Below are 26,224 nucleotides of genomic sequence, written 5' to 3' on the forward strand. Positions count from 1 at the left end.
GTCAGGGCTCCTGTGACTGACTCAGGTTCACATCATTTTGCTGGATACGGTCTCTCAACTTCACCCAGGGGGCGAGCCGGTCAGATGTGCCGACCAGCTCTGCGCGGCGCCCACGCTTGCTTAACCAGAGGCTGTCGCCGTTGAAAGTATAGACGTGCAAAAGGTCAGGTCTTTCATTGGCTGGACGTATGTCGCCGATCAGGTTATCCAGCACCAGCGGCATGGATTGCGGGGTGTCGTAGTAAGTGAGCACCATGTGCGCCTGGTTGAGCTCCAGAGCCTTGACATAGGCCAGGCTCATTTTTTCGTCGGCAACACCGAGCGCTCTCAGGGTGTAATACTTGGCGATGGAGAAGTCTTCACAATCACCGCCATTACTGATCAGGAATTCAACGGGTGTGGCCCAGTAATCCTTTTTTTTCCAGTGCACGATATCATCCAGAAATCGTACCTGGTTGAAAAAACGGTTCACGCGCTTGAGCTTCTCATGTTCGGGCAGGTTGGCGCTTTCCCGGATCAGGCGTTGCCAGGCGTCCAGACGTTTGGCCGCCTGATCGCCGTAGAGGCGACGGTATTCTTCAATGCGTGCGGAGCTGAGCTTGACGGCACGGGAGTCGTCGGCCAGTACACTGTACATGCCGCCTGCAAACAGGAGCACGAGCAGTGCCAGGACGCCTGTTTTAAGCGAGATGTGTGAAAGGTTCCGGCCGGACAAAGCATTACTCCGTGTCTCTTTTCGGGACATGATGAGTCAAAAGGCCGGACGACTCAAGTCAAGCCGAGGGCATCATGCCGCATTGTGACAGCAGGGTTTGCCAGGCCCGGGTATGTCGGTCACGCGCGGCAATATAGCGCGCCCAGAGACTGTCCTCGGTAAAGAGAGTCTGGTCGAAGTAGTCCTGTACTGCCGGTGTGGCGGGTACGTTGTCCAGCAGTTCACGCCAATAATAGCGCCACTGCTGACCGCTGCGATCAACCGACGACATCCAGGGCTGTAATTCGCCGGCGTAGTATTTCTGGAATACATTGCGCACGATATTGGCCTGCGGGGTGGGGCGTTTATTGAAGCACAGTGGACGTCTTTCGAGGCGTGCTTCTATGGCGGTGGCGGTTTGCTCCAGAGTTTGTGTCAGGTAGCTGAGGCTGCGCAACCAGGCTGAACCAAAGTGTGTGCGATAGATACGTTCATAATCCTGCTCCAGCCCTTCAATGTCTTCAGGCTTGGACCATTCGGTACGTGCGGTCAGGCCGGACAGGTAAACCAGTCGTTCAAGGGCCGGTTTGAGGTTTGAAAACCGTGCGAGATCTGGCATGTCCGCGGGTGGCTGACCCAGGGCAAACTGCGCTTCAATTTCATCCGCGTTGAAGACAGCGTTACTCATGACGCGGGGAAGGGTGCGCGTCTTGAACGCTTCGATTGTCTGCAGTCTGTCGAGCAACGCCAGTTGATCCTCATCCAGTGCAGCGGGAGCGTTTTGTAGTTTGTCTATGCACTGGCGCAGAGGGGGCAGAAAGCGAAATTCATATATCAGTTGCTGTGAGTGACCGGCTAGTTTGCCAAGTGAGCTGTTGCGTTCGCCGATAAGGCCCAGCAGGTCGCACTGGCGCAGATCCAGCACGTCAATCAGGCCCTCACGCAGGGTCTCCACTGCAAGCAGTCGGTCACGCTTGGGTGGGTAGGCAGGCAGATTTGATTCGAGGTGGAGTTCGAAGTCCTGTTCGATGGAATTGCTGACCCGTGCGGTGTAATCCTGTAACCGATCCGTCACCGGGTCCGAATCACAGCCGCTCAGGAGCCACAGGCCGGTCAGCAATATGATGAAGCGCATGACGTGCAATCCTGATTAGTCTTGTTCCCAGCAATACGGCACCGGCGCTGAGCCCGATCAACAGTCCCCACCACAGGCCTGCCGCGCCCAGAGGGTCTGTCAGCCAGGCGGTAAAGCCCAGCACATACCCGGTTGGCAGCCCAATTAGCCAGTAGGCCACAAACACCATCATCAGCGGAATGGCCGTATCCTTGTAGCCTCTCAAAGCACCGGCGGCACTGACCTGAAGTGCATCGGAGAACTGGAATACCGCAGCGATGCTGATCAGGGTGACGGCCAGGGTCAGTATGCTTGGGTGTTCGGTATACAGCGCAACAATCTGAGGCGCCAGCAGAAGTGAAAGTGTACAGCTGAGCAGGGCAATGCACAGCGTAATCAGAATGCCCGTGGAGGCTGCAAAACGGGCTGCGTCCGGCTTGCCTGCCCCGACCAGTTGCCCCACGCGGATGGTCAGGGCCATGGCGATACTCAGAGGGATCATGAATACCATACCCGTATAGCTGATCGTAATCTGGTTGGCGGCGATCACATGTTCGCCTTGAGGTGCCAGTATCAGTGCAAGCACACAGAACATGCTCACTTCTATCAGCAGGGAAACACCGATCGGTACCCCGAGTTTCATCAGGTCTCGCTGGGTGGCTCTGTCAGGCATCGCCCAGGCGTTGAACAGGCGGGTGGGTCGGAATTGCGCGCTCTGTCGCAGGTAGGCAATGCCGGTGAGCAGCATGATCCACATGACCGCTGAGGTTGCGTAGCCGCAGCCAACACCCCCGAGCTCCGGGAAGCCGAACTTGCCGAAGATCAGGATGTAATTCAGGGGAATGTTGCACAGCACACCCAGGACGGCGATACGCATGACCGGATGCGTTTTGCCAAAGCCCTCGGAATAGCTGCGCACAACCTGATACAGGAGGAAAGCCGGGAAGCCCCAGCTGACAGCGTTCAGGTAACGTCGGGTGGTGTCATACAGGGCCGGCTCCAGTTGAAGCAGGTCCAGAATGGGCTCGGCGTTACGCAGCAACACGAAACCGGCAATGCCCAGTACCAGTGCCAGCCAGCAGGCCTGCTGAAAGACGTGGCGCGTTGACTGAACATGGTTGGCCCCCACAAGCTGAGCTACCATGGGGGTAGTGGCCATCAGTACACCTGCGACCGCCAGGAACAAGGGCAGCCAGAGGCTGCTGCCCAGTGCTATGGCCGCCAGCTCCTGTGGCCCGGCCTGCGCTGACATCAGGGTATCCACGAAGCTCATGGAGTGCTGGGCCAACTGGGCAATCATGATGGGCCAGCCGAGTCGCAGCAGGTACTGAACTTCAGTCAGGCGTTGGGGGCTGATAAGAGACACGAAAATCGACAGTACTCAGTGTTGCATGGCATGAATGGCTGGCCGCTAAGGGCTGGCTCTGGGGTAACGCTTCCAATTGAGCGTGCGGCAAGGATAAGCTGCCGATCAGGGGAGTGCAATATTGGATCGGAAAAGCGTCTGGAGGTAGGTGAATGGAATTGAAAGACAAGTCTCTGTTGCGTGAGCAGGCTTATGTAAACGGTCAATGGGTGGGTGCACAGAGCGGGCAGACCTTTGCCGTGCTCAATCCGGCCACGCGGCAGGAAATGGCAAGGGTCCCGCTGATGAGCGAGCCGGATGCCGAGGCGGCTGTTGAGGCTGCTGAAGCGGCGTTTGCGAGCTGGCGAAAAACCACTGCCAAAGAGCGGGCCGGACTGCTCCGTCGTTGGTATGAGTTGATGCATGCCCACCTGGATGATCTGGCGCTGCTGATGACCCTGGAGCAGGGCAAGCCACTGGCTGAAGCGCGAGGCGAGGTGCAGTATGCTGCCAGTTTTGTCGAATGGTTTGCGGAAGAGGGCAAGCGGGCTTATGGGGAGTTGATCCCGACTCACAAGCCGGATGCCCGGATTCTGGTTAACCGCGAACCGGTCGGGGTTGTGGCCGCCATTACGCCCTGGAACTTTCCCGCCGCCATGATTACCCGAAAAGCCGCGCCGGCACTGGCGGCCGGGTGTACATTTGTCTGCAAGCCGGCTGAAGACACGCCCCTGACAGCCCTGGCACTGGCCGAGTTGGCAGAAAGGGCCGGTATACCGGCGGGGGTATTCAATATTGTCACCGGAGACCCCAAGGCGCTTGGCTCTGTAATGACGGGCGATGCGCGGGTGCGCAAGCTGTCATTTACCGGCTCGACGCCGGTCGGCAAGCTCTTGATGGCCCAGTGTGCCGATACCGTTAAGCGTGTGTCCCTGGAACTGGGCGGTAACGCCCCCTTTATCGCGTTTGACGATGCGGACCTGGAGCGCGCACTGGATGGGGCGATGGCCTCCAAATACCGCAATACCGGCCAAACCTGTGTCTGCACCAACCGTTTTATCGTGCAAGCGGGCATCTACGATCAATTTGTAGAAGGTCTGGCAAAGCGTGTGTCTGATTTGAAAGTCGGCTCAGGGCTTGAGGAGGGGGTACAGCAGGGACCTCTGATTAATCAGGCGGCCGTGGACAAGGTTGAAACCCACATTGAGGACGCTGTTGCCAAGGGGGCTCAACTGGTATGTGGCGGTAAGCCGCATGCGCTTGGAGGCACCTGGTTTGAGCCTACCGTATTGAGAGACGTGACGCCTGATATGAAGGTGGCCACCGAGGAAACGTTCGGGCCCTTGGCTCCGGTGTTCAGGTTTACCGATGAGCAGGAGGCGGTGGCGATGGCCAACGCAACTGAATACGGTCTGGCAGCCTACTTCTACTCCCGCGATCTTGGGCGCTGCTGGCGTGTGGGTGAGGCACTCGAATACGGCATGGTTGGCATTAACGAAGGCATTATTTCGACAGAGGTGGCGCCCTTCGGTGGGGTCAAGGCATCCGGTCTGGGTCGTGAAGGTGCGCGCCAGGGACTGGAAGAGTATCTGGAGTGCAAATACATGCTGATGGGAGGCATCTGAACGTAAAACGGGGCGAGTATTCTCGCCCCGTTTAATGCCAGACTTTCGAGGTTTTATCAGTCCAGCCGAACGCGCACGAAGCTGCCGGGAGCCGGTTCGATCACCTTGTAGTCGTCGTTGCCGTAATCGGTGGGAGCATCCACCTTTTTGCCGGCACGGCGACGAATCCAGTCACTCCAGTGACTCCACCAGGAACCGTCCTTGCGCTCGGCAGTTTCGAACCAGTGTTCGGCGCCCTTGCCCATCTCGCCCTTGACCCAGAAGTTACGACGATTCTTCTTGGCCGGGTTGATGACGCCGGCCACATGGCCACTTGCGCCCAGCACGAATTCAACGGTGCCACCTAGCAGGTCAAGTGCTTTGAACGTGCCTTTCCAGGGGGCGATGTGGTCCTCTACCGTCGACAGGAAGTAGCAGGGGGTTTTCACACGACGCAGGTCGATGGGCTCGCCACAAATCGTCAGCGCATCCGGTTCAACCAGCTTGTTTTCCAGGTACATCCGGTTGATGTAGAAGGTGTAAAGCGCTGCCGGCAGGTTGGTCGGGTCACTGTTCCAGTACAGGATGTCGAACGGCGGTGGCGTTTGGCCCTTGAGGTAGTTGTTCACCACGTAGGACCAGATCAGGTCATTCGAGCGCAGCATGTTGAATGAGGTTGCCAGCTCGCGCCCATGCAGGATCCCCTCATTGTTGACCTTGCTCTCAAGCTGCTTGACCTGCATCTCGTCAATGTAGACGCAGAGGTCGCCGGGGTTGGAGAAGTCGATCAGCGTGGTGAGGAAGGTGCAGCTGGCAATGCTGTTATCCTTGCGGTTGGCCATCACGGCCAGAGCCGAAGCCATCAGCGTGCCGCCGACGCACCAGGAGACCGCATTGATCTTTTCCTGCTGGCTGATCGCCTTGGTTACCTCAACCGCCTTGAGAATGCCTTCACCGACATAGTGATCCCAGGTCAGGTCGCGCTGCTCGGGTGAAGGGTTAACCCAGGAAATCAGGTACACATCCTGACCCTGCTCCAGGCAGTAACGCACGAAGGAATTGTCCGGCTGCAGGTCGAGAATATAAAACTTGTTGATGCTGGGCGGGACAATCAGCGTCGGGCGCTCGAAGGTCTGTTCCGTGAGCGGCTTGTAATGGATCAGCTGAAAGATGTCATTCTGATAGACAACGGCACCTTCAGTGGTCGCCAGATTTTTGCCCAGCTCAAAGGCAGCCTCGTCCGTCATCGAGATACGTCCTTTCTCGATGTCGTTCAGCAGGTTTTTCAGACCGTCGACCAGGCTGGCCCCCTTGGTCTCCATCGCCTGCTGCAGCACCTCAGGGTTGGTGATCGCGAAATTGGTGGGGGAGAGGGCGTCAACGTACTGGCGGGTGTAGAACTCAAGCTTTTGCTGCTGCTGAGGAGACAGGTTGGCGTTTTCGGCCATCTCGGTCAGCATGCGGGAGGTCAGAAGGTACGACTGCTTGATGTAGTCGAATACCGGGTTCTTGGACCACTCTTCCGCCTTGAAGCGGCGGTCGCCCGGCGGAGGCTCGGCAACAGGGTTGTCGCTGGTGCTGCCACTGAGAAGGTTGCGCCACAGGTTGAACTGGGCCTGCTGATAATCTGCAATGGCGCGGATCCAGACACCCGGATCTTCCATTGAGCGGGTTGCCAGTTCGGTCCATGACTGGGTGAACTGGCGCAGGATGTCATCGCCACCGGTCGCCGAGAACATCTCCAGCACCTTGCTGGTTTCCCGGTTGACGTAGTTGATGAACTCCTGTGGATCGGTGGTTGCGGTGTTGCCGTCTTTATCCGTCATAACTACCTGCTTTCCATCTTTGCTGATTCAGGTTGCCAGTCCGACGAAAGCACAGCTGTCGGTCGCTACTGTCTGCTGGCGCCTGAAATGTCAAGGTTATTGTGCAGTAGCGGGATAACAGTTTGAGCATAATCCCGTGACGGCAAAGGTTGCAAGCCCGTTGTGACAGACTGATTACCGATGCCGTTCTTCAATCATGGCATCAATGTGTTGCAGAATTTTGTAGCTCTCTTCCTCGGCATGGGCCATTTCAGACACGATCTTGCGTCGAACGTCCGGCTTTTCACGCCAGTTCTCGCTGCGCAGGGCCACGGCGCGCTGAACGGCCGCGTGTACTTCCTTGTGCGGCGTTTCGAGCTTCTGGTAACTGCCGGTGTGGCTGAAACTGTCGCGGCCTGTGCCTTCGTAGTACCACTCACCCAGACGGCACTGGTAGTGGTCTGTGTTGATCGCATCCAGAACGTCCTGGCGTGCCTCGCTGTGGTCGAACAGCAGGTAGCCGTTCTGTTTGAAAATAACGTGGTCCGCCTTGACCAGAGAACCGAAGGTGAGGTCCTTGGCATAGCTGATGTAGCGTTTGGTTTCATCCGCCGCAGAGGAGAAGGTGTCGAACTGATTGCGCAGATCTTCGGCCATCTCGCTCAGGTCCGCCGAGGCGCGTTCCGAGGCTTCCGCTTTAAGTGTCATTTCCTCGACGCGCTGGCTGAAGCCATCGATGGTGCCGCTGATTTCAATGGCGGCGTCCTTGGTGCGGTTGGACAGCGCCTTGACTTCATCGGCAACAACCGCAAAGCCACGGCCATGCTCGCCTGCGCGGGCTGCTTCAATGGCCGCATTCAGCGCCAGCAGGTTGGTCTGATCGGCAATTTCGGTGATGAAAGAGAGCGATTTGGAGATCTGCTGACTTTCACTGCCAAGCTGCTGTACCAGCGATACGACCGCGTCAATGGTGCCATTGATGGCATGCAGGGCTTCGGCCATGCGTGCCACGCTGCTCTGGCTTTGTCGCGCCGCCTCGCCGTTACTGGCCGCGATGGTTTCAACACGCTCCATCTCCTGGCTGATGCTCAGCAGGTCCGACTGGTTCTGACGCAGGTTGTTGATCAGATGCTGGGTGTTCAGACTGTGCAGTTCGGAGTTGAGTTCGTTGCTGGCAATGAGCTCGGACCCTTTACGCATCAATTCAAGCGAGGTGTTGATGCGCATCAGAGACTCGCGAAGCTGACCGGGCAGGCCCTTGTAGAGCGCGTATCGGTCATATTTGCCTTGAGAAACATGCTGGAAACAGGAGTCGACTTCCTTGAAATAGGTTTCGATCTTGTCGAGAAAGTCGTTGAGCTCCCAGGCAACCTTGCCTACTTCCCCCAAGTGCGCGGTATGGGTGATACGTGTATCAAACCCGCCCTTGTTGGCGGCTATCAGCGTATTTTCGATACGTACCAGCGTATTGAGAGCCTTCAGACCCTTGTTTCGAAGCGCCCATGCCAGCGCCGCCGCCAGCGGCATTGGCAGGAGCATCCAGATGGAAAAGCCGTTTGTGAACAGGGCAATAAGGGCAGGCAGAAGTGTCAGAACAACAACGAGACTGCATGCGATGTTCAACTGTCCCCGAAGGTAAGGCGTGCGACTGCTCTGGTTGTCATGTTGAGAATAGGGCATGGGGCGTCTCACTGCTGATCCAGTTGGATAATAAACTGCTCGTAACTGACTCCCTGGTCGCTGCAGAGCTGTTGCAGCAGTGCGATGGATGCGTCCGGTGCGGCCTTGGGGCCAGCCTTGCGTTCGACCTCGAGCATCTGCCGATAAATGGGTTCAACGGTCTGAATGGCCTTGCGTGTGGGCTTGCGGCGTACCGAGTAGTAGCCAACCAGTTTGCCTTCGGCGTCAATGTCGGGTGTCACATTGGCCAGTACCCAGTAGTAGCTGCCGTCACGGCACAGGTTCTTCACGTAGCCGAAAAACTCCTGCCCATTTTGCAGCAGCTGCCACATCAGACGGTAGGCGCCGCGGGGCATGTCCGGGTGGCGCAGAATGTTGTGCTGCTTGCCGAACAGTTCGGCCTCGCTGAAACCGGAGATGCGCATGAGTGTGCGGTTGCAGTAAGTGATGACACCGCGAGTGTCAGTCTTGCTTACGATAAACTCGTCATCCCTGAGTTCATGTTCTTGATCCCTGGGCGTGATACGATTTTTCATCTACTCATGTCCGGCCAAACCAAAAGGGTCGACTATTGTAGGGGATATGATGATATTTGAAAGCGGATTATGTTAAGGAGCCGGGCCAAACCATGTTCAAACTGGACCTGATGACAACAGAAGGCTGTCACCTGTGTGATCAGGCGATTGGTGTATTGCAGCAAAACCTGTCAGCTGATCAGGTGGAAGTGGATCTGGTCGATATCGTGTATGACCCTGCGCTGATGGAGCGTTATGCCGAACGTATACCCGTGCTGGTGTGCCGTGACACTGGGCGGGAGCTTGCCTGGCCATTTGATGGCCAGGCGCTGATTGCATTCTTGCAACAGGGGGTTAGCGGTTGAGCGCCAGCTGGCTGAATTCCTGCTGGCTGAAGAGAGCGACTCTTTGCTGGTCGCGCGTTCTGTAGATGACCCTGAATGCGAGTACGTTCTGGACGTATTGGCGGGTTTCATCGAAGGGGATGGTTTCAATCCAGATATCAAGCGGCAGTTCGCCGCGAGCTTCCAGCCACTGGCTGACACGGTGTGGTCCGGCATTGTACGCGGCTGAAGCATGTGCCTGGTTCTGGTTGAAGCGCAATGCCATTTCGCCCAGATAGGCGGTGCCCAGGCGGATGTTCAGACTTGGCTCTGACAGCTTGCGGGTGCTGGTCAGCGGAATTCCGTGGCGTCTGGCGGTCGCCTTGGCGGTGGCGGGCATTAACTGCATCAGTCCCCTTGCTCCCACGCGAGAGCGGGCCCCCATCCAGAACGCACTTTCCTGACGCGTCACGGCCAGTGCCCAGTAGGGGTCGATGTCCTGACTGCTGGCATGGCGCTTAAAGAGCTCAGGGTAAGGGTTGGGGAATCGCAGTGCCATGTCGTCCCAGCGCTGGCTGCTGATGGCGCCCCGGATACCCTGGTGATGCCAGCCCCAGGCCTGCATCAGGTGGGCGGCAGTCATGATCTGATCAGGCGTGAACCCCTTGATGGCCAGATTCCACTCCGAACGGGCATCACCATAGCGCTCCAGATGCAACAGTTCACGTATACGGGCAAACGCCGCGGTTGAGGCGATGGCGTCCAGGGCGTCCGTGCTTGGGCTGTGGGGCGTATCGTTGAGCTGGTAGGGCACCCCCAGCAGTTGTGCGGCCATGAAGCCATAGAAGCTGCGCTCCTGTGACAACTTTTCCAGCACATCGGTCTGGCTGGGCACGGAAAGATGGCTGGCGGCTACGGCGCGCCAGTAGCGCCAGCGGTCAGTGTTCAGCTCGTCCTCCGGCAGCTGGCCGATCATTTCGTAGGCCTCCTGCCAGTTCAGGTCGGTCAGCAGCAGGCGGATGCGCCACTCAGTCAGCCGAGCAAGCTGATGGGAGGGGTCCAGTTGCCTGAGCAGGTCGCGTTCGTCCTGCTCGGGAAAACGCTTGGCCAGCCAGACACCCAGGTACTCGTTCAAGGCTTCGGCGCTGGTATCTTCAACGCTGAATGTGTCGCGGTCTCTCAGCCAAAGCTTGATCGCCAGCGTGAGATCCTGACGCGCAAGACGCCGGATGCCGAACTCCAGAATACGATCACTGCCGTCCAGTGCCGGGGCAAGCAGCTCAGGCTCCTGCCAGAGGCGCTTGGGCGATCGGTAAACGTCGAGTGCCACCTTGACGGTATCGGAATAGGATTCGTCCTGAATGAAGTCCTTCACATATCCCGCCAGGCCCGGTCGCCCGTTTTCCAGTGCGGCCAGAAAGCGGTCGAAGGCGTCTGCAGACTGGAAGTTGTCTGACTTGAGCCAGGGATTAAACAGAGGGTCGCAGCTGTCAGGCTGAGAGTAGCCTACCCGCCAGAGTGCGCGGGCTTCTTCCCAGGCGGCCGCCTGTTGTCCCGAGTCGAGCAGGTAGCGTGCATGCAGGCAGCGCAGCTCGGTATCCGGGCGCTGAATGCTGTTCCAGGCAGGCAGAAAATGATTCCAGCGGGCAGCACTGCCCTCCTGTTTGGCCCAGGCAAACAGCAGCCGTCCATAAAGCGGAGTATCCGTATAGGTGTCGAGAAATGTCTCTACTTCTGTCGCCGAGACGGTATCAAGGCTCCCCCGGATACGGCGGTATTCCAGATAGGGGTATAACGGGTAGTGATGCAGGCTGGCCAGTTGTTTGGTGGAAAGTGCCTGCGCTGAAGCCTTGGCGCTTAACAGGCTGAACTGCTCACGCTCATCCTGAAACGAGTCCTGGCTGTACTGGGCAGCGCCCAGACATGTCGCAACCGGGAGCAGGCAGATACTGAGAAGGGGGCGTAATGGCGGCATCCGTAACATACCTCTGAAGTGCGCTGGATTACTGCCAGTGTAGCTTGAAAGTTCGGCTCACGGCCAGTCAGAAGGATTAATTGCAGGCTGTGTTCAGGTACACTAGTGAGCTGTTTTGGAGTGAGGAACACAGTCAGTATGCCATTGGTAAAGTTGGAAGGTGTATCGGTCAGTTTCAGTGCAGCGCCGTTGCTGGATCAGGTCGATTTTCAGATCGATCCGGGCGAGCGTATTGCGCTTGTGGGCCTTAACGGCGCCGGCAAGTCCACCTTGATGAAGGTGGTGTCAGGACAACTGCATGTCGATCAGGGAAATGTCTGGCAGGATCCGGCCATTCGAGTGGCGCAGCTGCCCCAGATGCTGCCTGCCGCAGATGAACGCCGAGTCTACGATGTGGTGGCTGAAGGGCTGTCGGAAGTGCTTGAACTCAGGCAGGCTTTCGAGGCGCTGGCGGAGAAAACCGACACGGCATCGCTGCGCAAGATGGAATCATTGCAGCACCGCCTTGAGGCACTGGATGGCTGGCACCTTGAACAGCGCGTCAATACGGTGCTGGAGCGGCTTGGACTGAATGCACAGACGCGCATGTCGGAGCTCTCCGGCGGATGGCGCCGCCGTGCGGCGCTGGGCGCAGCGCTGGTGCAGCGTCCGGACCTCTTGCTGCTGGATGAGCCGACCAACCATCTGGATATTGAGACCATCGAATGGCTTGAGCAGGTCATGCTGGATTATCGCGGTGCCATCCTGTTCGTGTCCCATGACCGTGATCTGGTGGAGCATCTGGCCACCCGCATCGTTGAGCTTGATCGTGGCCAGCTGACCAGTTTCCCCGGCAGTTACAACCAGTATCTGGAGCAGAAGCAGAAGCTGTTGGAAGACGAGGAGCGTCAGAATGCGGAGTTTGACCGCAAGCTGGCGCAGGAAGAGAAGTGGATTCGCCAGGGCATCAAGGCACGCCGCACCCGTAACGAGGGGCGTGTGCGTGCGCTGAAACAGATGCGGCAGGAGCGCTCGCAACGGCGTGAGCGCCAGGGCAGTGCCAATTTCAACCTGGAAGAGGCGCAGCGTTCCGGCAAGCTTGTGGCTGAGTTGAAAAACGTCAGCATGACCTACGCCGACAAGCCTTTGCTGCAGAACTTTTCCATGACGATCCAGCGTGGTGATCGCATCGGCCTGATCGGGGCCAACGGTAGCGGCAAGAGTACCCTGCTGCGCATCATTCTGGGGCAGCTCGAGCCTGATGCGGGCGAAGTGCGCTTGGGAACCAAGCTCGATGTGGCCTATTTTGATCAGCTGCGCGGCCAGCTTGACCCGGAAAAAAGCGTGATTGATAACGTGTCGGGTGGTCGAGAGAGTGTCGATATCAATGGCCGTCAGCGGCATATCATAAGCTATCTGCAGGACTTCCTGTTCAGCCCCGAGCGTGCACGCACACCGGTCAAGGCGTTGTCGGGCGGGGAGTGTAACCGGCTTTTACTGGCTCGACTGTTCAGTCAGCCGGCCAACGTACTGGTATTGGACGAGCCCACCAACGACCTGGATATTGAAACACTTGAATTGCTGGAAGAGATACTGCTGTCTTTCGAGGGCACGATTCTGCTGGTCAGCCATGACCGTCGTTTCCTCGATAATGTGGTGACCAGCTCCGTGGTGTTTGAAGGGGACGCCAATGTCAGGGAATATGTCGGCGGTTATAACGACTGGCTCAGGCAGCGCCCCAGGCAGGAACCGGCGACAGAGCCGGAAAAGGCTGCGCCCAAACCCAAGCAGAGTAATGACAAGCCGGCACGCAAGAAAAGCGGCAAACTGAGTTACAAGCTGCAGCGCGAGCTGGATAACCTGCCGGCCGAACTGGAACAGCAGGAGGCTGAGCTCGAGCGTCTGCAGGCGGAAACTTCTGCACCGGACTTTTACAGCCGTGATCATGAAGACGTTGCCAAAGTGCTGGAAGCGCTCCATCAGCAGGAGCAGCGTGTTGAAGCGCTGATGGAGCGTTGGGTCGAGTTGGAGGCGATGCAGGAGGAGTGATTACTCCTCCTCTTTCACACGAATTGCCAGGACGTCACAGTTGGCACCATGCAGTACGCCGTTGGCGGTGGAACCCAGCAGCAGTGCCAGCCCGTGGCGACCGTGGCTGCCGACAATGACCAGATCGGTATTCAGTTCCTCGGCAGCACGGTGGATTTCAGTCTCGGTATGCCCGGTGACAATGATTTTGCGGTTGACCGGGTAGCCGATTTTTTCTGCGTACTGGTCAAGCTTGGTACGCGCATGGTCATCCAGCTGTTCCTGGATGGTGGTCAGGTCCATGGGAACATCGCCGCCGTAGGCGAAGCTGAGTGGCTCCACGACGTGAATCAGGTTCAGCTCGGCATCCGATGCTCGGGCCATCTCCGCGGTTTTGCTTGCCAGTTGATCCGATTCGTCTGACAGATCAAGTGCCAGAAGGATGCGCTTGTAGATACTCATAGTCCATGTCCTTTGTAATGATGAGACGGGAGTATCTTCAGATTAGCACTGCGAGCGCTAGCGGCCTACCCCATAATAAACAAAGCCTTTCTCGCGCAGGTACTCCGGCTCGAGCAGGTTGCGGCCGTCGATCACGACGGGGCTGCGCATCAGTGACAACAGTTGATCGTAGTCCGGCGACGCATATTCGGGCCACTCGGTCATGATCAGCAGAGCATCGCTGTCCTCAAGTGCCTGATAGCGATGGTCAAACATCTTCAGAGAAGCGCAATCAGGCAGTGCTTCCTTCAGGGCGGGGAGGGCTTCCGGGTCATGTACCTGTATCTGCACCCCCTGGGCCTCAAGAGCACGAATGACGGCCAGTGCCGGGGCATTATCGATGCTGGCGACGCCCGGTTTGAAGGCACAGCCCCAGAGTGTGACAGTCTTGCCACTGAGGTCACACTGGTAGTGTTGCCAGAGCTTGCGAAATGGCAGCTCCTTCTGGCGCTCATTCTCTTCCAGAACGGTTTTCAGCAGTGTTGAATGGCGGGTCTGTGACAGCACATCTGCCAGCCCTTCAATGTACTGAGTGAAGTGGCTGCCGCCAAACCCACAGCCCGGCGCCAGGTAGTGCTGGCCGATACGCGGGTCGGTGGCCATTCCCTGACGTACGACTTCAATGTCCACGCCAAGGCGGTCTGCCAGGTTGGCCAACTCGTTAATGTAGTTGAGCCGCATTGCCAGCATGCCCGAGATGGCAAACTTGCTGAACTCGGCTTCGCGGCGCGTCATCCATTGCAGCTGCTGCAGATTGCTGGAGAAAGGGCGCAGCAAGGCCTGCAGTGCCAGGCGTGCGCCGTCATGCTCGCAACCCAGCAGCAGGGCCGTGGGGCGGGCAAACTGCGCCAGTGCCTGGCCTTGCTGCAGAGTATCGGGCAAGCAGATCACGGCCTGACGGTCGGGCTCGGGCAGTGCTGCCTGCAGACGGTCTGAAGCGCCGATGCCGAAGTTGCTCTGGTTGATCACCATGATGTCACCCTGTGCGGTACGCCCGATCCTGCTACACAGTTCAAGTGCTGATGCCTGGTGTGCAGGGTGCATGGCCAGCCAGTGCACCGAGGCTGCATAAGCGTCTTCGGCATCGACCTGGATAATGGCACCGTCCGCAAAGCCCTGCTGGATGGCATCCATCAGTCCGGGTTCGGCCTTCAGACTGCTGGCACCGGGTTCTTTTGACTGCACCATAACCCGGTTGCCGGTGCGGGCCAGCTCGGCGGTGGCAACCCAGGCGGCCAGTTCGTCGCCCCAGATGGCAATATTCATGGGGTGGTCTCCTCCTGATTGACCCGATAAAGCTCAGCGAGCAGGCCGTCTGTAGCCTTGTCAAAAGCACCCGGGGAGGGCGCTTGTCCGATATGAGGCAGAAGTGTGTTGGCCATCTGCTTACCCAGCTCGACCCCCCACTGGTCAAAGGGGTTGATGTCCCAAATAACGGACTGGACGAAAACCTTGTGCTCGTAAAGCGCAATCAGGGCTCCCAGCGTTGCGGGCGAAAGCTGGTCAAGCAACAAGAGGGTGCTTGGCTGGTTGCCGGCATAATGCTGCCAGGGAGAGGCGCTGGACTGGTCGATCGCATCATCACCAAGTGCCAGTACACGTGCCTGCGCCAGACAGTTGGCGAGGGTCAGTCTGTGTTGTGACTGCAGGGATTCCGAGGATTTTCCGTAGCGGGAGGCCGCGACAATGAAGTCACACATGACAGGCTCGCTGCCCTGATGTAACAGCTGGTAGAAGGCGTGCTGAGCATTCGGGCCTATCTCGCCCCAGAGAACGGGGCAGGTGCGATGGCTGACAGGCTGGCCGCACCGGTCGACGGACTTGCCATTGCTTTCCATTTCCAGCTGTTCCAGGTAGGCCGGCAGGTGAGCCAGGCGGCCATCGTAAGGCAAAATGGCGTGGGCATGGATGTGCTGAAAGTTGATGTTCCAGATTTCGGTCAGGGCCAGCAGCACCGGCAGATTCTGGGACCAGTCCGCGTGCCGGAAGTGCTCGTCCATGCGCCAGGCGCCGTCAAGCAGGGCTCTGAACCCCTTCATTCCGATACGAACGGCAATGGAAAAACCGATGGTGGACCAGAGTGAATAACGTCCGCCAACCCAGTCCCAGAAGTGCAGCAGGTTCTCTTTGGCCAGGCCCCACTCGAAAGCCTTGTCAGGGCAGGCGGTAATGCCGACAAAGTGACGCTTGAGCAGCAGGTCCTCGGGCATATGGCTGGCCTGCTTGAGCCAGTCGCGCGCCGTTGCTGCATTGGCCAGTGTATCCGCCGTGGTGAAAGACTTGGAGGAAACAATAAACAGTGTGCGTTCCGGGTCCAGGTGCTGCAGCAGGCTGGAGAGCTGGCTGCCGTCCATGGATGAAATGAAATGGGTCTGGATGGCACGTGCTCGGGGTGGCTGAAATTCTTCCAGTGCGTGACACACCATCATCGGACCAAGGTCAGACCCGCCAACACCGATGTTGACCAGCGTGTCGATGGGCTCGCCGCTGAAACCGCGCCACTGCTGCTTATGGAGCTGGTTGACCAGCACCTCCATGGCGCTCAGTGCAGACTGAACATCGCTGTTAATGTCTCGGCCGTCCAGGTTGAAAGCATGCTGGGGCGGGTAGCGAAGCGCGGTGTGCAGCGCCGGGCGGCGTTCGGTTTGGTTGACCGGAGCACCTGAAAACAGATCGTCTATCCACCGGTCCAGGTGGCAGCTGCCGGCGAGGGAGAGCAGCTGGTCGAGCACCTCGGAGGTCAGTCGCTGCCGGGAGAGGTCCAGGAGTATCTCGTCATGGCGGAAGCTGAACTGCTCAAAACGACCGGGCTGCATCAGCAGGCCTTTCAAATGCAGGTTGGCGTCCTTTTGTGCAGTGTCTTCGAGCCTGCGCCAGGCCTTCTGCTTGTCCAAGAAACTCTCCTTGATGACTTAACGGTTTTCCGAGCGGCATCTTATCGGCATTGGCGGGGGCAGAAAAGGGCCGGGCTACAGTGTCGCGAGTGTTGAGAGTATCATGCTCACTTTTATCCGGCGCTGGGGCCGGTTGGAACACCTGAGGGGATTAAAAATAACATGAAATGGGCCATTATCGTTTTCATCGTGATGTCACTCATCGGCTCTATGCTCTGGGTGATGCCCAGCCCGCGGCAGCGCTATCAGGCAGACCTGCGGATGCGTGCGCGCAAGGCGGGGATTCAGGTACAGCTTGCACGGCTGGAGCTGCCGCGTGCAAAAGGGGAAACCGAGGGCGAAACCTTGAGTGTGCCGGCCTATCGATTCCTCAGGCAGAACCTGGACCGTCAGGAGAAGGAAAATTGGCAGCGATGGCAGGTCCTGCGTATTGAAACGTTGAACCAGGAAGGGTTGCCTGCCGGCTGGAGCTGGCGCGATGAGGGGATGGCCCTGCAGGGGAGTGCGCTTGCAACGCTCCATACTTTGCTGGAGCAGCTGCCTGATGATGTGCTGGCGGTCGAGTCAACGCCGCTGCACCTTACCCTTTTCTGGCAGGAGCGCGGCGAGGCTGACAGGCTGGAAACGTTGAAAAGCCTGGCTGAACCTCTGCTGCGGGGAAAAATCTAGTTGCTGTTTTGCTCGTTAAGGTACTCATCCAGTGATTCCGCCAGCGCACCGGCTCCCCAGGTGCGTTTGGGCTGAATCTGGTCGATGAGGGTTTGCAGCTCATCCAGTCGCGATTGCTTTTGACGCTGGGGCGCACTGGCGCGAACCAGAACCGCTTTGGCATGACGCAGGTGGGTCAGCGCGGTGTGCTTGTCCCCCGCTTCCAGCAATCGGTTGGCCTGAACCTGATGGGCATCGGCCACCAGCGACACATTCAGCCAGTACAGCTCCTGCTGGTAGGTTCTGGCCAGTTGGCCCGTCATTTTGCCGGCCTTGGCCATTTCCACGATCAGCTTTTCGGCGTAGTTGATGTAGATCTGGGCCCGCTTGACCGCACGGTCACTGCTGAAACGCGTTTTGTCAGGCTTGCTTCGGTCACTGCTTTCTTTCAGCTGGCTGATATCGGTCATGAGCTCCGAGTCGGGAGCGAGGAGGCTGATCTCTTCAATCAGGGCCATGGCGTGCTGGTTCAGCTTGTCGACGATGTCCTGACGGCAGCCGGCTTCCTTGAGGATGGCAAGGGCGTGCAGCGTATGTTCTGCCTGGGTGCTGAGCCAGTTAAGCCGCTCGCGTTTGGCCTCTGACATCTGCTCGCGCGATGTGACGACATAGTTCACAACCAGCGCCATTATGCCGACGCCGGCGAGTAGAATGACAAGATACAGGTTGTCTCCAAGCATTGGGTTTGGCACTCTGAAAAAAAGCATCAATATACGTCAGTATGGTGCCTTATTGTAAAAAAAACCGCAGCCAACTGATATGCCGTAGTTTCAGAGACTGCTTGACGCTGGCGTTTCACCATCTTATATATGCCGGCAGTTTCTGAGTTGCCCGTTTTCATAAGGATCCGTATCTCATGGGAAAAAGCCTTGTCATTGTCGAGTCGCCGGCAAAGGCCAAAACGATCAACAAGTATCTGGGCAGCCAGTATGTGGTCAAATCGAGTGTGGGCCATATACGCGACCTGCCGACCAGTGGCAGCGCGAGCAAGACTGACCCCAAGGAGCGCGCGCGCCAGGCCGCCCGGACTCGAAAAATGTCGCCTGAAGAGAAGGCCGAGTATAAAAAGCGCAAGGCACACCAGCAGTTGATTGCCCGCATGGGGGTGGATCCTGACCATGACTGGGAAGCGCATTACGAAGTGCTGCCCGGCAAGGAAAAGGTGGTCGAGGAGCTGCGCAAGCTCGCCAAGAATGCCGATGCCATCTATCTCGCAACGGATTTGGACCGCGAAGGGGAGGCAATCGCCTGGCACCTGCGGGAGGCCATTGGGGGAGATGATGATCGCTATCGCCGCGTGGTGTTCAACGAGATCACCAAGAAGGCGATTCAGGAGGCGTTCTCAGAGCCCAGCGAGCTGGACTTGAACCGTGTCAATGCGCAGCAGGCACGGCGCTTCCTTGACCGTGTTGTCGGCTACATGCTGTCTCCGCTGTTGTGGGAGAAGATCGCACGCGGTCTGTCAGCCGGGCGTGTTCAGTCCGTTGCGGTGAAGTTGATCGTTGAGCGCGAGCGCGAAATTCGGGCGTTTATTCCTGAAGAATACTGGGAAGTGCATGCGGATACACTGACAGCCGCAGAATCCCCGCTGCGCCTACAGGTGACGCGCGCCGAAGGCAAGGCGTTCCGTCCTGTCAGTGCGGAAGAAACCGAGCAGCATCTGGCCCGGTTGCGCGCAGGCAGTTTTGAAGTCAAAAAGCGGGAAGACCGCCCCACCAGCAGCAAGCCTTCCGCGCCGTTTATTACCTCGACGCTGCAACAGGCCGCCTCAACCCGCCTGAGCTTCGGTGTCAAAAAGACCATGATGCTGGCTCAGCGTCTTTACGAGGCGGGCTACATCACGTACATGCGTACCGACTCAACCAACCTGAGTGCAGAGGCGGTGGAGAGCTGCCGTGAATATATTTGCGAGCACTTTGGCGATGACTACCTGCCGTCGGACCCGGTCAGTTACAGCAGCAAGGAGGGGGCACAGGAAGCGCACGAGGCGATTCGTCCGTCCGATGTGACCCTGACTGTAGAGCAGCTCAAGGGTATGGAGCCGGACGCACTGCGGCTTTATGATCTGATCCGCCGTCAGTTCATGGCGTGCCAGATGACCCCGGCCCGCTACACCAGTACCCGTATTCACGTCGCCTGCGGCGACTACGAGCTGTCCACCAAAGGGCGAATCCTGCGCTTTGATGGTTACACACGCGTGCTGCCGCCCAAGAGCCGCAGTGATGAAGATGTGATTCTGCCGGATGTCCAGCAGGGTGAAGTGCTGCAGTTGCAGGAACTGGAACCCAAGCAGCACTTTACCAAGCCGGCACCGCGCTACTCTGAAGCCAGTCTCGTCAAGGAATTGGAGAAGCGGGGTATTGGCCGTCCTTCCACCTATGCTTCCATTATTTCGACCATCCAGGACCGTGGCTACGTTGAAGTCCAGGGGCGCCGTTTTTACGCCTGCAAAATGGGTGACATTGTTACCGAGCGCCTGAACGAGAACTTCTCTGATCTGATGGATTACAGCTTCACAGCCCGGATGGAGCAAAAGCTCGATGAAGTGGCCGAGGGCAGCACTGATTGGAAAGAGCTGCTCAATCGCTTCTACTCGGGCTTTACCGAAAAGCTGGGCGAGGCTCAGGGAGATGAGCAGGGCATGCGCCCCAACACCCCGACCGAGACGGATATCGCCTGTCCTGAGTGTGGTCGGCCGATGATGATTCGCACCGCCAGCACCGGTGTTTTTCTGGGCTGTTCCGGCTACAACCTGCCGCCCAAGGAGCGCTGCAAATCGACCATCAACCTGATTCCCGGAGATGAGGTGGTCAGTGTGGATGGTGATGACGAGGAAGAGTCTCGCATTCTGCGCAACAAGCATCGCTGTAAGATCTGTGATGCCGCCATGGACTCCTACCTGATCGACGAAAAGCGCAAGTTGCACGTGTGCGGCAACAACCCGGACTGCTCGGGCTTTGAGGTTGAGCACGGCAGCTTCAAGATCAAGGGATATGACGGTCCCAGTATCGAGTGCGACAAATGTGGCGCTGAAATGCAGCTCAAAACCGGCCGCTTTGGCAAGTTTTTCGGGTGTACCAATGCCGAGTGCAAGAATACGCGCAAGCTGTTGAAGAACGGCGAGCCGGCACCCCCCAAGATGGACCCCGTACCCATGCCGGAGCTGCAGTGTCAGAAAGTGGATGACACCTATGTGCTGCGTGATGGCGCCAGTGGGTTGTTCCTGGCCGCAAGCCAGTTCCCGAAAAAGCGTGAAACGCGCGCGCCGCTGGTATCGGAAATTGTGCCGCACAGGGAAGAGATTGATCCCAAGTACGACTATCTCATGCGTGCGCCGCAGCAGGATCCGGAAGGTAATCCGGCCGTGATTCGTTACAGCCGCAAGACCAAGGAGCAGTATGTGATGTCCGAAGTTGATGGCAAGGCGACTGGCTGGAAGGCATTCTACCGAGACGGCAGCTGGCATGAAGAAACCGGTCGCAAGCGTTGAGCTTGCGGCCGTTATAACAGGGAATGAAAGAGGCTAGAGCATGAGTGATACCTATGCGGTCAGGACCAATCAAAAACTGAATTTTGCACGCTTGCATATCAAGGCGCTGGTTCAGGCTCAGGAAGCTTCACAGTGGAGTAAGCATGCTCGGATCGAGTCCTATCATGAATCGATCCTGTTTTTCATGGCCAGCGGCTATGCGTCACTGTTGAGAGAGATCGCTGAAAATTATGCGCTTGATACGGCAGCCGTGCGCAACTTTGCTGATCTTCAGCAGCAGCTGGAAAAGACCGGGCAGGAATCTCCGGAGGCCTCAGAGCTGATCCAGCTGGAGCAGGATCAGCAAAGCTGGCTGCATAAGATGCTTGCAGCTTACGATGCCTGCTGGTCGGCTGCCGATGGGCCGGTCGCCAGACCGGCGTCAGAAAGCAGCCTGTCAGAGATACATGTGCTTCAGGTGAATCCTGATCATGCTGAAGATCAGGATATGCTGGCCGAATTCAATCAATGGCTGGACCAGTTCCGAACTCTGATTGAGCGCCTCAGAGCCAACATGCAGGAGTGGTAACCTAGCCGCGGACCAGAACACCCAGGCAGGCGCCCATACATGCAAAGGGGTTGAGCCGGTCCGCGTTCAATGTATGTTGCTCATTGCTCCAGCCGATAACGGTATGGGATGTGCCGGCAGAGAGAGTGCGACTGAATAGGTGCTCCAGTGAGCTCGCCTTCGTCTTGAGGACGCGAATGTGGCGGAGGTTCGCACCTGCTTCTGTCAGCAGGTCGCGGCTCAGGCTGCACGGCGGGTTGATCAATGTCAGCCAGCGATCCTGATGACTCAGCTGCGCAATCATGGGCAAGAGTACCGGCTGGAGCGAAACCTGACTGTTATGCAGCAGAATTTCGGTCATCTTGGACTCTGTTGCTGCCTCTACCTGTTCGGTTCTGCGGTAATCGATGGCTGGCATGGAACAACCCTCTGTCAGTGGCCTTGCCGAATCACGCCGACGCCCAGCCCCTCGATGACCAGCTCCTCTGCGGTAAGGTCTACTTCAATCGGGGCGAACTCTTCGTTCTCGGCAATGAGATAAACTTTGTGGTCTTCACGCTTGAAGCGTTTGACCGTCACTTCGTCGCCAATCCGTGCGACGACGATCTGTCCATCCCTGGCGTCACGCGTCTGGTGTACGGCCAGAAGATCACCATCCAGAATGCCCACATCCTTCATGCTCATGCCTTTCACTCGCAGCAAATAGTCTGCGCGTGGTCGGAAGAAGTCAGCCGATATGGTGCAGTGATCTTCTACGTGCTGCTGGGCCAGTATCGGCTCGCCAGCCGCCACCTGACCGATCACGGGCAGACCTTCATCGGGCGTGTCCGGCTCGGGCAGGCGAATGCCGCGAGACGTCCCCTTGGTCAACTCGATAGCCCCTTTGCGCGCCAGTGCCTTCAAGTGTTCTTCGGCAGCATTGGCGGAGCGGAAGCCCAGTTCGCGCGCAATGTCGGCACGTGTAGGGGGGTATCCGGTTGTGTCGATATAGTGACGAATGCAGTCCAGCACTTCAGTTTGTCGTTTGGTCAGTTTCATAGCGGCCGTTACTCAATCGATTTACTGTGATTTTATACAGTAAAGTCTGTCCGTCAAGCTTAATCTGTTTATATATCCAGTGGTTTGTTAAAATGCGCCCGGTTCTGAGATGAGGAAATAGCGTGCTGACTGAAGCGCATAAAAAAGAGATTCAGCAGGCCTACAGCCGCTTTCTGAAAAGCCGTGAGCTGAGAGCGCGCCCTGCACAGAAGCAGATGGTTGCAACAGTCGCACGTGTGCTGGCGCAGGCCGAGGCCGGTGAAGAGGGTGACAGCTCCGTTTCACGCAAGGTTGGCGTGGTCGAGGCGGGCACGGGTACGGGTAAAACGATCGCGTACCTGCTGGCGGCAATTCCGCTTGCGCGTGCCACAGGACGAAAGCTGGTCCTGTCGACCGCCACGGTTGCCCTGCAGGAACAGCTGATGAATAAGGACCTGCCCGAGGTGGAAGCCCATGCGGGCCTTGCCCTGAATTATCGGCTGGCCAAGGGGCGGGGGCGCTACCTGTGTCTCAATAAGGTTGAGCAGCACCTCGAGCAACAGGGTGTGCTGGGGCAGATGGCGTTGTACGAGGACGAGCAGGCCGACCGCTTGCCCGATGAAGTCATCAACCAGTATCAGGGGATGATGGATGCCTATGCCGCTGGCCATTGGGATGGTGATCGTGATGCGCTGGAAAGCGAAGTGGATGACCAGATCTGGCAGCCGCTGACCAGTGACCATCTACAATGCAGTAACCGTCGCTGTCTGAACTTCAGCGCCTGTCCCTTCTATCGTTCCCGCGAGCGGTTGGACGAGGTGGATGTGGTTGTTGCCAACCACGATCTTGTGCTGTCTGATCTTGCGCTGGGTGGGGGCGCCATCCTGCCTGAGCCGGATAACACCATCTATATTTTCGATGAGGGCCATCATCTGGCGGACAAGGCAAGCGGGCATTTTGCCTTTGCGGCCCGGCTTGGCTCATCGCAAAAAATGCTCAGCGTCGCGCAGAAGCAACTGTCCCAGATGCTGGCAGATACCGGTTCTGCGACCCAGCTTGCTGACCCGGTCGAGCGCTTGCACCGTCCCATGCAGAACATGGACCTGGCGCTGGAGCAGCTTGCCTTGCTGGTGCGGCCTATGATGGAGGCCCTGGAAGGCGACCGATACCGCTTTCCGGGTGGACGCCAGCCGGACCCATTGCTTGAGCCCAGTCTTATGCTTTCAAGTGCGGCCGAGCAGGCGCAGCAGCAGCTGGAGCGTCTGGTGGATACCCTCAAGGAGGCGCTGGAAGGCGGGATCGGCGATATCCCCCGGGCTGCCGCCGAGCGCTGGTTCCCGCAGCTGGGCGTACTTTGGGGCCGTATTCAGCAGGTGGGATGGCTGGCGCACAGTTACAGCCGTCATGACCCTGAGGGGCGGTCGCCAACCGCGCGCTGGATCAATCGCGTCGAGACGTCGGTGGGTTACGATTTTGAGCTGCGCAGTGCGCCGGTTTCAGCTGCCGATACGTTGTCAGAGCATCTCTGGAAGCACTGTCATGCCGCCATACTGACCTCGGCAACCCTGACCGCGCTGGGGCGCTTTGATGCGCTGTTTGCGTCTCTGGGTCTGCCATCGGATGTGATGGCGGTGCGTCTTGAAAGCCCCTTTGATTATGCCCGTAACGGGGTGCTGGAAATTCCTGCCATGACCTCTGATCCGGGGCGACCCGATGAGCATACGGACGAAGTTCTGTCGCTGCTCAGCGCCGAGCTTGAAACGGCAGAAGCTGCACTGGTGCTGTTCAGTTCCTGGCGTCAGATGCGCAGGGTACAGGAAGGTTTACCGAGCCGCATTGCCGACAAGGTGCTGGCACAGGGGGATTTCAGCAAACAGGAGATTTTGCGCCGGCACCGGGCGCGAATCGATGACGGCAAGGCCAGTGTCATCTTCGGGTTGGCCTCTTTTGCCGAAGGCGTTGACTTGCCGGGGCAGTATTTGACCGATGTGTTTGTCACCAAGTTACCGTTCAGTGTGCCTGATGACCCTGTAGATGCTACTATGGCCGAATGGATTGAGCAGCGGGGCGGGAATGCGTTTATTGAGTGGACCGTTCCGGCCGCGTCCATGCGTCTTACTCAGGCAGTAGGGCGACTATTGAGAACAGAACAGGACCGGGGGCGTGTCGTGTTAATGGACAGGCGTGTTGTTACGCGCCGTTATGGCCAGCAACTGCTTGACTCCCTGCCTCCGTTTCGACGTGAAATCAAACGTTAATCTGAATGGATCCGATCTTGAGTACTGAAGATAAGCAGACCGCATCCGCGAGCAACTCCGAACAGAAACCCGGTAAAGGCCGTCCTCGTCGTCGTCGCCGCTCTCGCAAGCCGCGTGATGGCGGTGGTAACTGGTCACCCAAGTCATTTGCAGTCCCGGTCGTGGAAGGCAAACGCCGGTTCCATGACTTCGGTCTCCCTGATGTGCTTATGAGAGCGATAGCCGATCTCAAGTTCGAATATTGCACTCCGATTCAGGCAGCCACTATTCCGCATGCCTTGAACGGGCGTGACCTGATCGGCAAGGCACAGACCGGCACCGGTAAAACGGCAGCCTTCCTGATCGGTATTATCACTGACCTGATCGACTTTCCTCTGCCCGGTGAACGCCGCAAGAATGAGCCGCGTGCACTGATTATTGCGCCCACCCGTGAGCTGGCGTTGCAGATCGCGGCCGATGCTGAAGGGCTTTCCAAGTACGCCGACCTCTCGGTGGTATCGCTGGTAGGCGGCATGGATTATGAGCGTCAGCGCAAGGCTCTGGCGGCACGCCCCGTGGATATTCTGGTTGCGACGCCGGGTCGTTTGATTGATTTTGTGCGCTCCAAGGAAGTGGATCTCTACCACGTCGAAGTGCTGGTACTGGATGAAGCCGATCGCATGTTGAGCATGGGCTTTATACCGGATGTGCGTACCATCATTCGCCAGACCCCGCGCAAGGGTGCCGACCGCCAGACACTGTTGTACAGCGCCACCTTTACCGATGATGTGATGCGCCTTGCTGAGCAGTGGACTCAGTCCCCGGTAACGATCGAGATCGAATCCGAGCACAAAACCACTGACAACGTGGCGCAGAAGGTTTTCCTGGTTTCAAGCCATGAAAAGTACCAGCTGCTGCGCAACTATCTGCGCATTAATGGCATTGAGCGCGCTATCGTGTTTGGCAATCGTCGACATGAAACCCGTTCGCTGGCCGACCGCCTGAGCAAAGATGGCATCAAGGCCGCGTTGATGTCTGGCGAAATCCCGCAGAACAAGCGTCTGAAAACGCTGGAAGACTTCCGTAACGGCAAGATCGAAGTGCTGGTTGCAACAGACGTGGCAGGCCGCGGCATTCATATCGATGGCGTGACTCACGTGATCAATTACCAGCTGCCTGAAGATGCGGATGACTATGTTCACCGTATCGGTCGTACCGGTCGAGCCGGTCAAACCGGTACCTCCATCTGTTTCGCCTGCGAGGATGATTCCTTCCTGATCCCCGAGATTGAAAAGGAAACCGGCGTCAAGCTGGAGTGTATCCACCCGGATGCCGAGCTGCTGCGACCGCTTGAGCAGGCGCCTGCTGGAAAGCAAGCTGAAAAGGCGGCTGAACCTGTTGAGCCGGCAAGCACAGCTGACAAGGCGGCAGATGATGCGGCCCAAGCGGATGCGCCTGCTGCCAATGCCGATACCGTTTCCTCCGATCAGGCTGAAGCCGCTGTTGATAAGGCATCCGAGGCCGAGAGCACCCCGGAGTCTGGAGCCGGTCAAGAGGCAAGTGGTGAGGCAAGCGAGGAGGCCAGGCAGGCAGATGCTTCTGTGCCAGAAGATTCCTCAAAGCCCGATGATACGGTTATGGTCGCGCAGTCCGACGAGAGCGTGGTGCCACAGTCTTCCACGGAGCCGGCCGTTGAGACAGCGGCTGGTGCTCCGTCAAAGGTTGATGCTGCCGAGTGTTCGAACTCAGAATCTGCTGAGCAGTCTGA

Annotated in this window: 20 protein-coding genes and 1 pseudogene; 8 read left to right on the top strand and 13 right to left on the bottom strand. The window is 57.9% G+C overall.

Annotated features, from left to right (window positions below):
* Position 1: 1 nt before the first annotated feature.
* From H9C73_RS09595 to H9C73_RS09605, 3 genes are all read right to left on the bottom strand, one after another.
* A complete protein-coding gene (locus H9C73_RS09595; protein ID WP_209287677.1) occupies positions 2-637 on the bottom strand; it encodes a transglutaminase-like cysteine peptidase in 636 nt (211 codons plus the stop codon).
* 136 nt (positions 638-773) lie between these two features.
* Positions 774-1,829 carry a DUF3080 family protein gene (locus H9C73_RS09600; protein WP_209287607.1) on the bottom strand — a complete coding sequence of 352 codons (1,056 nt, stop codon included), beginning with the start codon at positions 1,827-1,829 and terminating at the stop codon, positions 774-776.
* On the bottom strand, positions 1,780-3,174 hold the full coding sequence (locus H9C73_RS09605; RefSeq protein WP_209287608.1) for an MATE family efflux transporter: 1,395 nt from the start codon (positions 3,172-3,174) through the stop codon (positions 1,780-1,782). The genes H9C73_RS09600 and H9C73_RS09605 overlap by 50 nt, the downstream gene beginning before the upstream one ends.
* A 152-nt stretch (positions 3,175-3,326) precedes the next feature.
* Between H9C73_RS09605 and H9C73_RS09610 the strand changes: the two genes are divergently transcribed.
* Positions 3,327-4,778: an NAD-dependent succinate-semialdehyde dehydrogenase gene (locus tag H9C73_RS09610; RefSeq protein WP_209287609.1), complete on the top strand. Its 1,452-nt coding sequence runs from the start codon at positions 3,327-3,329 to the stop codon at positions 4,776-4,778.
* Positions 4,779-4,834: 56 nt separating this feature from the next.
* Here the strand turns inward: H9C73_RS09610 and H9C73_RS09615 are convergent, their stop codons facing one another.
* The 3 genes from H9C73_RS09615 to H9C73_RS09625 all read right to left on the bottom strand — a co-directional run bounded on the left by H9C73_RS09615 (position 4,835) and on the right by H9C73_RS09625 (position 8,778).
* Positions 4,835-6,583: a PHA/PHB synthase family protein gene (locus tag H9C73_RS09615; RefSeq protein WP_209287610.1), complete on the bottom strand. Its 1,749-nt coding sequence runs from the start codon at positions 6,581-6,583 to the stop codon at positions 4,835-4,837.
* A gap of 174 nt (positions 6,584-6,757) precedes the next feature.
* Entirely contained in the window at positions 6,758-8,242 is a 1,485-nt protein-coding gene (locus H9C73_RS09620) for a methyl-accepting chemotaxis protein (RefSeq protein ID WP_209287611.1), read from the bottom strand.
* An 8-nt stretch (positions 8,243-8,250) separates the two neighbouring features.
* Entirely contained in the window at positions 8,251-8,778 is a 528-nt protein-coding gene (locus tag H9C73_RS09625) for a PAS domain-containing protein (protein WP_209287612.1), read from the bottom strand.
* Between the two features lie 92 nt (positions 8,779-8,870).
* Between H9C73_RS09625 and H9C73_RS09630 the strand changes: the two genes are divergently transcribed.
* Positions 8,871-9,122 carry a glutaredoxin family protein gene (locus H9C73_RS09630; protein WP_209287613.1) on the top strand — a complete coding sequence of 84 codons (252 nt, stop codon included), beginning with the start codon at positions 8,871-8,873 and terminating at the stop codon, positions 9,120-9,122.
* On the opposite strand, the gene H9C73_RS09635 is transcribed toward H9C73_RS09630, so the two are convergent.
* The gene (locus tag H9C73_RS09635; RefSeq protein ID WP_209287614.1) at positions 9,112-11,055 is read right to left on the bottom strand and encodes a transglycosylase SLT domain-containing protein; all 1,944 of its coding nucleotides are present in this window, start codon (positions 11,053-11,055) and stop codon (positions 9,112-9,114) included. The genes H9C73_RS09630 and H9C73_RS09635 overlap by 11 nt on opposite strands.
* 138 nt (positions 11,056-11,193) lie before the next feature.
* Here H9C73_RS09635 and uup point away from each other — a divergent pair, with 138 nt between their 5' ends.
* Positions 11,194-13,083, top strand: a complete 1,890-nt coding sequence (gene uup / locus H9C73_RS09640; protein ID WP_209287615.1) for an ATP-binding cassette ATPase Uup — start codon at positions 11,194-11,196, stop codon at positions 13,081-13,083.
* On the opposite strand, the gene H9C73_RS09645 is transcribed toward uup, so the two are convergent.
* Genes H9C73_RS09645 through pgi form a run of 3 tightly spaced genes read right to left on the bottom strand, consistent with a single transcriptional unit; the run spans position 13,084 to position 16,457 of the window.
* Entirely contained in the window at positions 13,084-13,524 is a 441-nt protein-coding gene (locus H9C73_RS09645; RefSeq protein ID WP_209287616.1) for a universal stress protein, read from the bottom strand.
* A gap of 57 nt (positions 13,525-13,581) precedes the next feature.
* A complete protein-coding gene (locus H9C73_RS09650; RefSeq protein ID WP_209287617.1) occupies positions 13,582-14,829 on the bottom strand; it encodes a UDP-glucose/GDP-mannose dehydrogenase family protein in 1,248 nt (415 codons plus the stop codon).
* Complete coding sequence (gene pgi / locus H9C73_RS09655) at positions 14,826-16,457, bottom strand: glucose-6-phosphate isomerase (RefSeq protein ID WP_209287618.1); 1,632 nt, start codon at positions 16,455-16,457, stop codon at positions 14,826-14,828. The genes H9C73_RS09650 and pgi overlap by 4 nt, the downstream gene beginning before the upstream one ends.
* A 162-nt stretch (positions 16,458-16,619) precedes the next feature.
* On the opposite strand from pgi, the gene H9C73_RS09660 reads away from it, so the two are divergent.
* Positions 16,620-17,126, top strand: a complete 507-nt coding sequence (locus H9C73_RS09660) for a hypothetical protein (RefSeq protein WP_209287619.1) — start codon at positions 16,620-16,622, stop codon at positions 17,124-17,126.
* Here H9C73_RS09660 and H9C73_RS09665 read toward each other — a convergent pair.
* Positions 17,123-17,845, bottom strand: coding sequence for a DNA topoisomerase I (locus tag H9C73_RS09665; protein WP_209287620.1), 723 nt, complete (start codon positions 17,843-17,845; stop codon positions 17,123-17,125). The genes H9C73_RS09660 and H9C73_RS09665 overlap by 4 nt on opposite strands.
* A 176-nt stretch (positions 17,846-18,021) precedes the next feature.
* Between H9C73_RS09665 and topA the strand changes: the two genes are divergently transcribed.
* Positions 18,022-20,655: a type I DNA topoisomerase gene (topA, locus tag H9C73_RS09670; protein ID WP_209287621.1), complete on the top strand. Its 2,634-nt coding sequence runs from the start codon at positions 18,022-18,024 to the stop codon at positions 20,653-20,655.
* Positions 20,656-20,695: 40 nt separating this feature from the next.
* The gene (locus H9C73_RS09675; RefSeq protein WP_209287622.1) at positions 20,696-21,223 is read left to right on the top strand and encodes a DUF6586 family protein; all 528 of its coding nucleotides are present in this window, start codon (positions 20,696-20,698) and stop codon (positions 21,221-21,223) included.
* A 1-nt stretch (position 21,224) separates the two neighbouring features.
* On the opposite strand, the gene H9C73_RS09680 is transcribed toward H9C73_RS09675, so the two are convergent.
* Positions 21,225-21,620, bottom strand: coding sequence for a SulA-like leucine-rich domain-containing protein (locus H9C73_RS09680; protein WP_209287623.1), 396 nt, complete (start codon positions 21,618-21,620; stop codon positions 21,225-21,227).
* Positions 21,621-21,634: 14 nt separating this feature from the next.
* Positions 21,635-22,240, bottom strand: a complete 606-nt coding sequence (lexA, locus tag H9C73_RS09685) for a transcriptional repressor LexA (RefSeq protein ID WP_209287624.1) — start codon at positions 22,238-22,240, stop codon at positions 21,635-21,637.
* A gap of 122 nt (positions 22,241-22,362) precedes the next feature.
* Here lexA and dinG point away from each other — a divergent pair, with 122 nt between their 5' ends.
* On the top strand, positions 22,363-24,477 hold the full coding sequence (dinG, locus tag H9C73_RS09690; protein ID WP_209287625.1) for an ATP-dependent DNA helicase DinG: 2,115 nt from the start codon (positions 22,363-22,365) through the stop codon (positions 24,475-24,477).
* A 17-nt stretch (positions 24,478-24,494) separates the two neighbouring features.
* Positions 24,495-25,799 (top strand): annotated as a pseudogene (gene rhlB, locus H9C73_RS09695) (ATP-dependent RNA helicase RhlB); the annotation flags it as partial.
* Positions 25,800-26,224: the final 425 nt, after the last annotated feature.

Origin of the sequence: Marinobacterium alkalitolerans, assembly GCF_017776525.1 — a bacterium.
GTDB classification, from domain to species: Bacteria; Pseudomonadota; Gammaproteobacteria; order Pseudomonadales; family Balneatricaceae; genus Marinobacterium; species Marinobacterium alkalitolerans.

Coding starts and splice junctions, on each gene's coding strand:
- H9C73_RS09595 (WP_209287677.1), bottom strand. CDS start 637: ATGTACAGTGTACTGGCCGACGACTCCCGTGCCGTCAAGCTCAGCTCC.
- H9C73_RS09600 (WP_209287607.1), bottom strand. CDS start 1,829: ATGCGCTTCATCATATTGCTGACCGGCCTGTGGCTCCTGAGCGGCTGT.
- H9C73_RS09610 (WP_209287609.1), top strand. CDS start 3,327: ATGGAATTGAAAGACAAGTCTCTGTTGCGTGAGCAGGCTTATGTAAAC.
- H9C73_RS09615 (WP_209287610.1), bottom strand. CDS start 6,583: ATGACGGATAAAGACGGCAACACCGCAACCACCGATCCACAGGAGTTC.
- H9C73_RS09620 (WP_209287611.1), bottom strand. CDS start 8,242: ATGCCCTATTCTCAACATGACAACCAGAGCAGTCGCACGCCTTACCTT.
- H9C73_RS09625 (WP_209287612.1), bottom strand. CDS start 8,778: ATGAAAAATCGTATCACGCCCAGGGATCAAGAACATGAACTCAGGGAT.
- H9C73_RS09630 (WP_209287613.1), top strand. CDS start 8,871: ATGTTCAAACTGGACCTGATGACAACAGAAGGCTGTCACCTGTGTGAT.
- H9C73_RS09635 (WP_209287614.1), bottom strand. CDS start 11,055: ATGCCGCCATTACGCCCCCTTCTCAGTATCTGCCTGCTCCCGGTTGCG.
- uup (WP_209287615.1), top strand. CDS start 11,194: ATGCCATTGGTAAAGTTGGAAGGTGTATCGGTCAGTTTCAGTGCAGCG.
- H9C73_RS09645 (WP_209287616.1), bottom strand. CDS start 13,524: ATGAGTATCTACAAGCGCATCCTTCTGGCACTTGATCTGTCAGACGAA.
- H9C73_RS09650 (WP_209287617.1), bottom strand. CDS start 14,829: ATGAATATTGCCATCTGGGGCGACGAACTGGCCGCCTGGGTTGCCACC.
- H9C73_RS09660 (WP_209287619.1), top strand. CDS start 16,620: ATGAAATGGGCCATTATCGTTTTCATCGTGATGTCACTCATCGGCTCT.
- H9C73_RS09665 (WP_209287620.1), bottom strand. CDS start 17,845: ATGCTTGGAGACAACCTGTATCTTGTCATTCTACTCGCCGGCGTCGGC.
- topA (WP_209287621.1), top strand. CDS start 18,022: ATGGGAAAAAGCCTTGTCATTGTCGAGTCGCCGGCAAAGGCCAAAACG.
- H9C73_RS09675 (WP_209287622.1), top strand. CDS start 20,696: ATGAGTGATACCTATGCGGTCAGGACCAATCAAAAACTGAATTTTGCA.
- H9C73_RS09680 (WP_209287623.1), bottom strand. CDS start 21,620: ATGCCAGCCATCGATTACCGCAGAACCGAACAGGTAGAGGCAGCAACA.
- lexA (WP_209287624.1), bottom strand. CDS start 22,240: ATGAAACTGACCAAACGACAAACTGAAGTGCTGGACTGCATTCGTCAC.